The following is a 9,808-nucleotide window of genomic DNA, read 5'->3' on the forward strand; positions in this document are numbered from 1 at the left end:
GGGGGGCCCGGAGAGGTGAATAAGAGACAGCCTCCATGGCGGCGAGCAGGGCGCGGATGGTGCCCTCCGACGCCTGGATGGTCTCGCCCGACGCCCCGGTGTAGTGCGTCTCAATCCCCATCCGCTCGCCGAGCCGGTCGAGCGCCGTCGTCTCCTCGATGGTCCACAGGACGGAGCGCGGCGCCATGGTTCCGGCGTCGAGGCCCTTACCCTCGGTCCATAGGACGCGGCCCACCGCCTCGCCCATGCCCGTTACCGGCGCGTCGGACAGGTTGGCGAGCAGATGCAGGCGGCTACCGTCGCCCAGCCGCCAGGAGACGCGGATGCCCCGCCCGTCGATCACCTCGTGGGCGGCGGCACCGCCGGGCGCGTTCTCCAGCCGCGGCGCGATCTCCTTGCGGCGCACCGCCAGGATGCGGCGGTACCAGTCCAGCCACTCCCCGTGCGCGCCCGTTTCACGGTCGTCCCAGTCGAGCTTGGCCGACTGGAAGGTCTCCGGAGCGGTCGGGTCGGGGATGCGGTCGCGCACCTTCGGGTCCTGGAATTCCGGGAACTTGGCGAACTCCTCCCGTCGGCCGTTGCGCACCGCCTCGGCCAGCTCGTCGGCGAAGTCGCAGAAGAAGGGGAAGGGGCGGGCGGAGGCCCACTCCTCGCCCATGAACAGCATCGGGATGCCCGGCCCCAGCAGATAGAGCGAGCTCGCCGCCCGCACCGCCTCGGGCCGCGAGAAGCGGGTGATGCGGTCCCCGAAGGCGCGGTTGCCGATCTGGTCGTGGTTCTGGATGAAGGTGACGAAGGCGGTCGGCGGCAGGTGCGCGGAGGGCTCGCCGCGCGCCTCGCCGCCGCGGTAGGAGGAAGCGTGGCCCTGGAAGGCGAAGCCCTCGGCCATGGCGCGGGCCAGCTTCACCGCGTCGCCGGCGTAGTCGGCGTAATAGCCGGCATCTTCGCCGGACGCCCAGACGTGCAGGCAGTGGTGCAGGTCGTCGTTCCACTGCGCGGTGTGCCAGTGCGGATCGCCCTCCGGATGGCGTTCCAGCAGGTGGGCCTCGTTCTCGTCGTTCTCCAGCACGAGATGGACCTGGCGGCGGCAGCGCACGGCGTCCTGCACGCGCTCCGCCAACTCCTGGAGGAACAGTTTGTCGCTGTCGTCGAGGATGGCGTGGACCGCGTCGAAGCGCAGCCCGTCCATGTGGAACTCCTCGATCCAATAGAGCGCGTTGTGGATGAAATAGTCGCGCACGGTGGCGTTGCGCGGCCCGTCCACGTTGATGGCGTCGCCCCAGGGCGTCTTGTGCCGGTCGGTGAAGAAGGCCTTGGCGTAGGCGTGGAGATAGTTCCCGTCCGGCCCGAAATGGTTGTAGACGACGTCGAGGAAGACCATCAGTCCCTTGGCGTGGGCGGCGTCCACCAGCGCCTTCAGATCCTCCGGGCGGCCATAGGCGGCGTCCGGGGCGTAGGGCAGCACCCCGTCGTAGCCCCAGTTGCGGGCGCCGGGGAAATCGGCGACCGGCAGCAGCTCGATGGCGGTGACGCCCAGCTCCACGAGATGGTCGAGCTTGTCGATGGCGGCGCGGAAGGTGCCTTCCTCGGTGAAGGTGCCGACGTGCAGCTCGTACAGCACCGTCTCGTGCCAGGGGCGGCCGGTCCAGGCGGCGTCGGACCAGCGGTAGACGGTGGGGTCGATCACCTCGCTCGGCCCGTGCACGTCGTCGGGCTGGTGGCGGGAGGCCGGGTCGGGCACGCGCAGCCCGTCGGGAAGCTCGAACTGGTAGCGGGTGCCCGCCTGGGCCTGGGCGGTGGTCCATTCGAACCAGCCGTCGGCCCGGCGCACCATGGGCAGCAGGGCCTGGGTGTCCTCAAGCCACAGCGAGACCTGCTCGGTCCCCGGCGCCCACAGGGTGAAGCGGACGGAGCCGTCGGGCTGCACCTGCGCGCCGAAGGGCATGGCGTGGGCCCGCGCCTCGCCGAGGCGGGTGGCGCCGGGGGCGGCCAGCCCGACCGGGCCGGACTCGCGGTCGGCCACCTCCGGCCCGGCGTCGGCGCTGAGGATGCCGATGGCGCCGGCCAGCGGGATGGCCAGCCAGTCGGGCCGGTTCGCCAGCTCGTAGCCGATCTCGTAGAGCGCCTTTTCCAGCAGGAAGAGTTTCAAAAGCTGCGTGGCTGTGGCCGCGTCGGCGGGCCAGCCCGGGCAATCGCCGATAGCCTCGCGGTAGCCGGCGACGAAGGCGGATGCGGCTTCCCCCTCCCACCAGTTCAGCCAGGCGGTGCGGGCGCCGCGCGCCGTCTCGTCCAGGTCGGCGGGCAGGGCGGCCCGCGTTCCGGCGGCGGCGTAGGTGATGGAGCGCAGCATCCCCGCCACGTCGCGCAGAATGCAGTGCTTGGCCCGCCGTTCGGCCAGCGGGCGCATCGGCTCGCCCTCGAAATCGACGATGAACAGGTCGTCCTTGCCGGCCAGCACCTGCCCCAGGTGATAGTCGCCGTGCAGGCGCATGGCGTGGAAGGTCCCGCGCGGCGGCGTCAGGGTCGCGATCTGGCGCATCACCGTGGCCTCGCTGTCGGCCAGCGACGCGGCGTAGGGGGCGATGTCGGCGTTCAGCCGCGGGGCGGCCTCGCGCAGTTGGCCCAGCACGCGGCGGGCGAGGCTGCGCACGCCGTCCGCCCAGCCTTTCAGCATGGCGGGGGTGACGGGCTCCGGCGTGAAGGCGTCGCCGCCGCCGGGGGTGGCCAATGCCCGGTGCATCTCCGCCGTGCGGCGGCCCAGCCGGCGCATGAAGGTCATCAGTGCGACGTCGTCCGCCGTGTCGTCCTCGAAGCGCTCGACGCGCTCCGCCAGGGCGGCGGTGACGTGGCTCCAGGCGTCGCGGGCGTCGGGGACCAGCTCCTGCAGGATGCACAGGGTGGCGGCCTCGCCGTCTCCCGTGCGCTCCACCCAGCCCAGCAGGGCCGGGGTGTTGCGGAAGTTGGCGACCTCGGTCAGGAAGCGCCCGACCTCCAACTCCGGATGGATACCGGGCTCCAGCTTGCGCAGCCCCTTCAGGATCGCCGCGTCGCCGACGCGGACGGAGGTGTTGGATTGCTCCACCCCGGTCCAGCGCAGCGGGGCGTCCGTGCCCAGCGCGCCCTTCACGGAATCGAGCGTGCGGCTTTGCCCGAAGCGCAGGCCGCCGTTCTCACCGCCCTTGCGGATGCCGTCGAGCAGGGCGCGAACCACCTCCTCGTCGCCGTAGCCGTCGCGCAGGCCGCCCGTCCAGGGGAGCGCCTCGGGGCCGGCGATGGCGAAGGGATCGGCGCTGCCGGCCTTGCCGCCGTCGCCTTGCCCCCCGTCGCCTTGGCCGCCGCGGTCGAGCACCAGGGGAAGCTGGTAGAGCTGGGGCTCGCGCCCCGGCGCCTCCACCCGCAGCAGGCAGAGCTGGGCGGAGCCGGAGGCCAGCGGAAGCGGCAGCGCATCGACGATGCGGACGGTGGGCGTGCCGGCGTCCTTGGCGGCGTACCAGCGCCGTCCGGTCAGGAAGCCGGGAAGCAGTTTGTCCTGAAGCAGGGACAGGGCCTCGCCCTCGATGGGGCCGGAAAAAGCGTTTGATTTGGGCGCTGTCGGCAAGACACGTCTCCCCTGTTGGGCGGCACGGCTCGCACAACAACCGGGGCGGTGCGGTGTTCCTCGCGCCTGACCGTAGGTGGCTAGCCGTCGGACATGCGCGGATGGTGGGGCAGGCGGCCCAGCCGGCCGACCCGTTCGGCCAGTTGCAGCGCCTCGACCACGTCGTCGAGCCGCCCGCACTGCATCAGCGTATGCGCGTGGGTGTTGAGCGCGGCGACCACCGCGCGTTCATCGGACACGCCGTCGGCCGGGCGCCCGTCGCGGTCGAGAATGACCGCACCGAGTGCGGCCAGCGCCTCCGCCGACAGATTCACGGCGTCGAGCATCGCCGCGTCATCCTTCTCCGCGGCGTTCAGCACGGGTTCCAACACCTCGGCGAGCAACCGGGGATTCATGAAGGCACGCTCCTGACGGCATCTGTGCTTTGAAACACTGAAAATGGCCCATTGTGCCGCCGCCGCAAGCCGATGCCCCGTCAACTGAACGGGAGGTAGAGGGCGTCGACGCTTTCAAAGGCGGTCCGCATTCAAAAGCGCTTTGGAGCGCCTGCTCCCGAAAGCCCGGGGAGGCCTTGTCAGAGTCAGAGCGAAAGCAGGGGGCCGGAAAAAGGAAAAGCCAGCAACCCGTCAAGGTTGCTGGCTTCATGATGGTGGAGCCAAGGAGGATCGAACTCCTGACCTCTACAATGCCATTGTAGCGCTCTCCCAGCTGAGCTATGGCCCCACTTGTCGATCAGACCAACACAAGAAGTGTTGGTGCGCTTGGAGGGACTCGAACCCCCACGGCCTTTCAGCCACTAGGACCTGAACCTAGCGCGTCTACCAATTCCGCCACAAGCGCATCGTCTGCTCTTTGTCCCGCATCCCTTGGGGCGACGCGGGAGCGCTGATATAGCCTTGTGGGCGTCGCGGCTCAAGCGAAATCTATCGCTGCCGTCATTTTTCCGGGAAGGGGGGTGCACCCCCCTTCGGTGCACCCCCGGTGCGCCGGATGCTACGTCTTTCCCCCTTTCGCGCGGGGTGGGCGCCGCTGCTACTCTGACTTTGCCCCAAGGGCGTGTGCCTCCCTGTTTTGCACCTCAAGGGCCCGCCGTTCGTCTGGACGGCGGGCCGCTTTCTTTTGCGGGTGCCGGGAGCCTCTACAGCGGCAGACGCTCCCCCTCCGCGCCGGCCATGCTGTCCGCCGTCCTTCTGGGCTGCTTCGCCATGGCGCGGTCGAGGACACGGCGGAGCTGGCGCGGCGTCACCGGCTTGCGGACCACCTCCAGCCCATGCGCGGCGGCGTCCGTCTCGCATTCCGGACCGGCTTCACCGGTCAGGATCATGGCGGGCACATCCCATCCCGCCATGGCGCGGACGCGCACCACCGCCTCCGTTCCGATGCGCCCTTCACGCAGGCGGTAATCGACCAGCATCACGTCGGGCATGCGGCCGTCCGCCTCGACCTTTGCCACGGCCTCGTCGGCGGAGCCGGCAATCAGCACCTCGTACCCCCATTCGCGGAACATGTCGCGCAGCCCCAGCAGGACGATGGCGTCGTCGTCCACCAGCAGGGCACGCGGGGCGTCGCGGCCGCCGGTGAAGAGGGAGGCGGTCGGCGGCGGCGGCGGCGGCGCTTCCACGGCGGCCAAAGGGACGGTGATGGCGAAGACGGAGCCGCGGCCCGGCTGGGATTTCACCTCCACGGGATGGTCGAGGATCGCCGACAGGCGCTGCACGATGGCGAGCCCGAGCCCGAGCCCGCGCGCCCGGTCCCGCTCCGGGTTGTTGATCTGGTGGAACTCCGCGAAGATCCGGGTCAGCTGGTCGGGCGGGATGCCGATTCCGGTGTCGCTGACCTCGATCCGCGCCAGACCGCCCTGTGCCGTGTCGTTCAAGGTCCGGACGGCGATCTGCACCGCCCCGCGCTCGGTGTACTTGACGGCGTTCTCCACCAGGTTGCGCACCATGCGGCCCAGCAGCACGCGGTCGCTGCGCACCGTCGCCGTGCGGTCCTGCACGATGCGGAAGGCCAGCTTCTTGCTCTCCAGGATCGGCGCGTAGGAGGCGGCGATCTCGTCCAGCAGATTGTTCAGGGGGAAGGGCTCCACGCGCGGATCGACCGCCCCGGCGTCCAGCCGTGACACGTCCAGCAGGCTGTCCAGCAGCCCCTTCAGCGTGTCCAGGCCGCGCTCCAGCATTTCCAGGCTGCGCTGCCCCTGCTCGTCGCGAATGAAGCGGTGCAGGATGCCGGTGAACAGGAACATGGACTGCATCGGCTGGCGCAGGTCATGGCTGGCCGCCGCGAGGAACTTCGATTTGGCGCGGTTGGCCTCGTCGGCCTCCTCCTTGGCGCGCTGGAGCGCCAGTTCCATCGCCTTGCGCTCGCCGACGTCGCGCAACGTGCAGATCGCCAGCGTCACCCGCCCATCCGGGGCACGAACCGGGGTGGCGCTGACCGACAGGGTCATGGCGGTGCCGTCGGGCCGGGTGTAGGGGAAATCCTCCTGCTCCACCGTCTCGCCCTGACGCAGGGCGCGGGACAGCGGGCAACGCCCATCGCCGAAGCAGGCGCCGCCGTTGCAGGCCCGCGTGCCGTCGCAGCCGCAGCCGGCGGCGGGAGGCGGCGGTCCGCCGAGCAGGCGAAGCGCCGTGTCGTTGACCTTGACGATCCGTCCGGTCGGCGCCTCCGCCACCAGCAGCCCCGAGGGCAGATGGTCCAGAATGGCCGTCAGCAGGCTGCGCTCCGCCTCGAGTTGCCGGGTCAGGAGCGTGCGCTCGTCCTCCAGGCGCCGGCGGTCCGTGGCGTCCCGGAAGTAGAGGGCCAATCCCTTGCGCGATGGGAATGCGCGGACGGCGAACCAGACGCCGCTGCGCGGCCCTTGCGTCTCGAATTCCACCGCTTCGCGGCTCTCCATGGCCTGCTGCAGCGTCCGCCCGGACTCGCCGGCCATCAGTTCCGCGAAGGCTTGGCGTCCGTTCCGGCCAATGGCGTTCCCGGAATCGGGCAGCAGGGTCCGTGCCCGCTCGTTGACGAAGACGACCCGCCAGGACCGGTCGAGTTCGGCCACGGCGTCCGTCGTGCTCTCCAGGACCGACGCCTTCTCGACCACGGTTTCCAGCATCCGTTCGCGCACGCGCAGGAATTGCCGCATGCCCCAGGCGGCCCCCAGGCAGGTGAGCAGAAGAACCCCGCCGAACAGAGCCAGCGAAAAGACCATGGTGTCCCGGACCGGGCGCGTCGCGGCATCGCGGTCGATCCCGATGGCGATCATCGATTCGCGGGTGCCGGTGTCCAGGGGGGCGGACACCACCATCCGCTCCGTTCCGCCGGTGTCGAAGACGGCCGCCGACCGTGTTCCCCGCGCCGCATGCATGGCCTGGAGCATGGCCGCGGGCAGAGGCTGTCCGATGGCGTCGGGCGCCTCCGGCACGCGGGCCACCATGTGGCCCTGGCGGTCGGCGATCACAATTTCCATGCCCGGAGGCAGGGGGCGGCTGCCCAGATTTTCCTCGAGCCAGCGGGCGTCGAGAAGCACCGTCACCACGCCGCCCGGCTCGCCGGCCGGCGCTGGGTAGGCCAGCCGGAAGGGCAGGATGGGGCGCCGGTTGGGATCGCGCAGCCCGTACTCCCCCGCCGTCAAGGCGCCGGTGGTCAGCGCGTTCTGGAACGTGCGGATGCTGCCGAGATTGACGCCCAGCGAAACCGGATCGGTCGCGCACCACACCCGGCCTTCCCGGTCGGCCACCTCAACCGACAGATAGGCGGGATAGCGGGCGCGTAGCCGGTCCATGGTCGGCTGGCAGTCCGCCGCTCCGGCCTGCGGCACGCCGGATTCGACGATGGTCGCCAACACCTGCCGCGCCTCCGCGGCGATGCGCTGCTGCTCGGCGTCCAGCAGGTCGAGAAGGCGCAGGGTGTCGTTCCGCACCTCGTTCTCCCGATCCTGCCGCAGGCTGTGCTGCGTCATGAACTGGAGCGCCGCGAGCGGCACCACGGCCGCCACGAGCAAAAGAAACAGACGCAGATAATGTGGCATTGCCAAGAGAATCTGATGAAGGAGAACCGCCACCCTTGCGTCCGGACAGGCCGAACCGGCGCAGGCGGCAGCCGGGACAGGGCCGTCGGCGGTGGATGTTCTTCAAACTCCACAGGGTGTTCATGCCACATGGGGACGGAGATGCAATGATTAACGGGCCGGATAACTCCATTTTGCTTCGGAACCGGCGTGCTCCTCAGCGGTGCCGGGGAAGGAAGCCGGCCAGGGCGTAGCGCAAGGTTGGTCACGATGGCGCGCAGGGGCGTCGGATCACGACGTCACCGTCACCAGAAAGGCGAGGGCGCTCGCAACCATCAACGTTTTGGGCATGCCCATGCTCATCGCTTCCCCTAGAGGAATCCGGTCCGGCACGCAGACTTGCTCGTAAGGCGCCTGGGCTTCCCCCTGCGTAACCGCTCCGAGCAAAGCTGGGTCCCATGCGCAACGAAGAATTTTCATGGCGCCGCTCGCATTCGCGTAATATTTCTCCATTGTAATAGGTGCCCCCGCCACCATCCATCCGCGCGAGCCGACCATGCCGTGGAGCCGCACTCCCTCCTATCAGGCCATCACCTTGCTGCGCCGGCATAGCCGGGAATGCCGTGGGTTGGAAACCCGCGAGTATCTGGTCGCCGTGGAACGCCGGATGGTCGAACTCATCGATCTGGAGCGGCGGGAGGCCCGCGACGGGGTGGCGCTGGCGGTCCATGAAGCGGCGGAGTGATTTGGGCATTCGTCAAATTTCAAATCGGTAACGTAGTAAGCCTCTCCTGAAACACAACCGACACAGATCGGTGCTAAAGGCCAAAGTGTCGTTCATTGACACGAGGCCGCCGCGTTCATGGCTCTCCCGACCGAAATGGCCGGCAACGATACCGCCGACGGCAGGGAGGGGTGCGACGTCGCCCTTTGCACCGTCCCTGCCGAGTCCATCCACAGCCGCATCCGTCGCGTCCATCAGCGCGCCACGGCGATGCTGAGCGACGCGTTGGCCGACTTCAACCTGACGGCGCCGCAATGGGCGGCGCTGGCGGCGCTGCACCAGCATGGGCCGATGTCGCAGATCGACCTGGGCCGCAGCATCGCGATGGACCCCGCCACGATGCAGGGGGTGGTGGTGCGGCTCATCGACCGCGGCTATCTCCTGCGCAGTCCCGACAGCCTCGACCGCCGCCGCAACCTCGTCAGACTGGCCGACAGCGGGCGCCACGTGGTGGAGGCGGCCGGACCGGCCATCGCGCGGGCGGAGGCCGAATTGACCGGGCGCCTGTCGGCGGACGAACGGAGCCGATTGGCCGACCTGCTGGCCCGCCTGTGCGTGTGAGCACCGGTGTTGCGTCTGAAACGGTGGGCGGGGCGAATGGTCTGGGTTAGCCCAGGTTATGCACATCACCCTGAACGGCGCCCTTGACTCTCCGAATGTTGCTTTTTTGTTTTTCCGGAGCCCTCTGAAACCGTTAAAACCCACAAAAGTCAGGCAATTCCGCCATTTCAAGAGTGCCTGAAATTTAGGCAATTTGGTCAGGGCCGTGGATTCACGGCCATGCTCACAGGTTGCCCCTGGATTCGCTCACAGAGTTACCCACAGCTTCTGGGGATATCCCGATATTGCGGATAGAGTTGCCCGCCCGCAGCCCATGCTGTCAGCCGACCACCCGCCATTGCCCATCCGGGTCCAGGCAGGCGGTTCCGACCAGCGTCGCGGGGCGTCCGCCGACGACGCCGGGCATCTGGAAATCGCGGCAAGAGCGCCCGCCGGGGCCAAGATAGGTGGGCGAGGTCCGGGTCGCCAACGGTGCTGCCGGAACGGGCTGGGGAACCGGTGCATAGACCACGGGCGGATAGATTGCGGGCGGATAGATTGCGGGCGGCGGTGGAGCATAGACGGGGGGCGGAAAGCCGAAGGCCAGCGGCAGCGAAATGCTGAAGCCGAAGAAGTTCCCTCCATGCCAGCCGCCGGCGAACACCGGAGCCGGGGTCGTCAGAAGGACGGGCAGGAGCAGCGCGCACAGCCGCGCTGAAGCCGGAAAGGGGATCATGGCGCACCTCCGCCGCGGCGCGGGACAGGGCGCCGCCGTAAGAAAGATGGGTACGAAAAAGGCGCCGTCGAGACGGCGCCTTTTCTGCGTTCTCAGAAGCGTGCGCCTGCGCGACGGCGTCACATCGCCGTGCGGACGGCCTCGGCCCCGTTG

The 9,808-nt window shown here is 69.2% G+C and carries 7 protein-coding genes and 2 tRNA genes; 2 read left to right on the forward strand and 7 right to left on the reverse strand.

Going from position 1 to position 9,808, the window contains the following annotated elements; translation table 11 throughout:
- The 6 genes from treZ to GBZ26_RS22275 all read right to left on the reverse strand — a co-directional run.
- Window positions 1–3,598 (reverse strand): malto-oligosyltrehalose trehalohydrolase (treZ, locus tag GBZ26_RS22250; protein ID WP_174440731.1); only part of this gene is annotated, 3,598 nt, incomplete at its 3' end.
- An 80-nt stretch (window positions 3,599–3,678) separates the two neighbouring features.
- Complete coding sequence (locus tag GBZ26_RS22255; protein WP_094303269.1) at window positions 3,679–3,993, reverse strand: hypothetical protein; 315 nt, start codon at window positions 3,991–3,993, stop codon at window positions 3,679–3,681.
- A 252-nt stretch (window positions 3,994–4,245) separates the two neighbouring features.
- Window positions 4,246–4,321, reverse strand: a tRNA-Ala gene (locus GBZ26_RS22260).
- A gap of 30 nt (window positions 4,322–4,351) precedes the next feature.
- A tRNA-Leu gene (locus GBZ26_RS22265) sits at window positions 4,352–4,438 on the reverse strand.
- Window positions 4,439–4,736: 298 nt separating this feature from the next.
- Window positions 4,737–7,616 (reverse strand): hybrid sensor histidine kinase/response regulator, encoded by a 2,880-nt coding sequence (locus GBZ26_RS22270; RefSeq protein WP_174440732.1) that lies wholly within the window; start codon window positions 7,614–7,616, stop codon window positions 4,737–4,739.
- A 270-nt stretch (window positions 7,617–7,886) separates the two neighbouring features.
- Entirely contained in the window at window positions 7,887–8,153 is a 267-nt protein-coding gene (locus GBZ26_RS22275) for a hypothetical protein (RefSeq protein ID WP_174440733.1), read from the reverse strand.
- Here GBZ26_RS22275 and GBZ26_RS22280 point away from each other — a divergent pair.
- Together GBZ26_RS22280 and GBZ26_RS22285 are read left to right on the forward strand one after the other, a co-directional pair.
- Window positions 8,152–8,340, forward strand: coding sequence for a hypothetical protein (locus GBZ26_RS22280; protein ID WP_174440734.1), 189 nt, complete (start codon window positions 8,152–8,154; stop codon window positions 8,338–8,340). The two genes, GBZ26_RS22275 and GBZ26_RS22280, sit on opposite strands and share 2 nt — an antisense overlap.
- 117 nt (window positions 8,341–8,457) lie before the next feature.
- A complete protein-coding gene (locus GBZ26_RS22285) occupies window positions 8,458–8,940 on the forward strand; it encodes a MarR family winged helix-turn-helix transcriptional regulator (protein WP_174440735.1) in 483 nt (160 codons plus the stop codon).
- 319 nt (window positions 8,941–9,259) lie between these two features.
- On the opposite strand, the gene GBZ26_RS22290 is transcribed toward GBZ26_RS22285, so the two are convergent.
- Window positions 9,260–9,655, reverse strand: a complete 396-nt coding sequence (locus tag GBZ26_RS22290; RefSeq protein WP_174440736.1) for a hypothetical protein — start codon at window positions 9,653–9,655, stop codon at window positions 9,260–9,262.
- Window positions 9,656–9,808 lie beyond the last annotated feature (153 nt).

The organism is Azospirillum formosense (assembly GCF_013340925.1).
In the GTDB taxonomy this organism is placed as follows: domain Bacteria; phylum Pseudomonadota; class Alphaproteobacteria; order Azospirillales; family Azospirillaceae; genus Azospirillum; species Azospirillum formosense.

What these genes read in the sequence shown, in the direction of transcription:
- GBZ26_RS22255 (WP_094303269.1), bottom strand. Translation starts at nt 3,993, where the DNA reads ATGAATCCCCGGTTGCTCGCCGAGGTGTTGGAACCCGTGCTGAACGCC.
- GBZ26_RS22270 (WP_174440732.1), bottom strand. Translation starts at nt 7,616, where the DNA reads ATGCCACATTATCTGCGTCTGTTTCTTTTGCTCGTGGCGGCCGTGGTG.
- GBZ26_RS22280 (WP_174440734.1), top strand. Translation starts at nt 8,152, where the DNA reads ATGCCGTGGAGCCGCACTCCCTCCTATCAGGCCATCACCTTGCTGCGC.
- GBZ26_RS22275 (WP_174440733.1), bottom strand. Translation starts at nt 8,153, where the DNA reads ATGGTCGGCTCGCGCGGATGGATGGTGGCGGGGGCACCTATTACAATG.
- GBZ26_RS22285 (WP_174440735.1), top strand. Translation starts at nt 8,458, where the DNA reads ATGGCTCTCCCGACCGAAATGGCCGGCAACGATACCGCCGACGGCAGG.
- GBZ26_RS22290 (WP_174440736.1), bottom strand. Translation starts at nt 9,655, where the DNA reads ATGATCCCCTTTCCGGCTTCAGCGCGGCTGTGCGCGCTGCTCCTGCCC.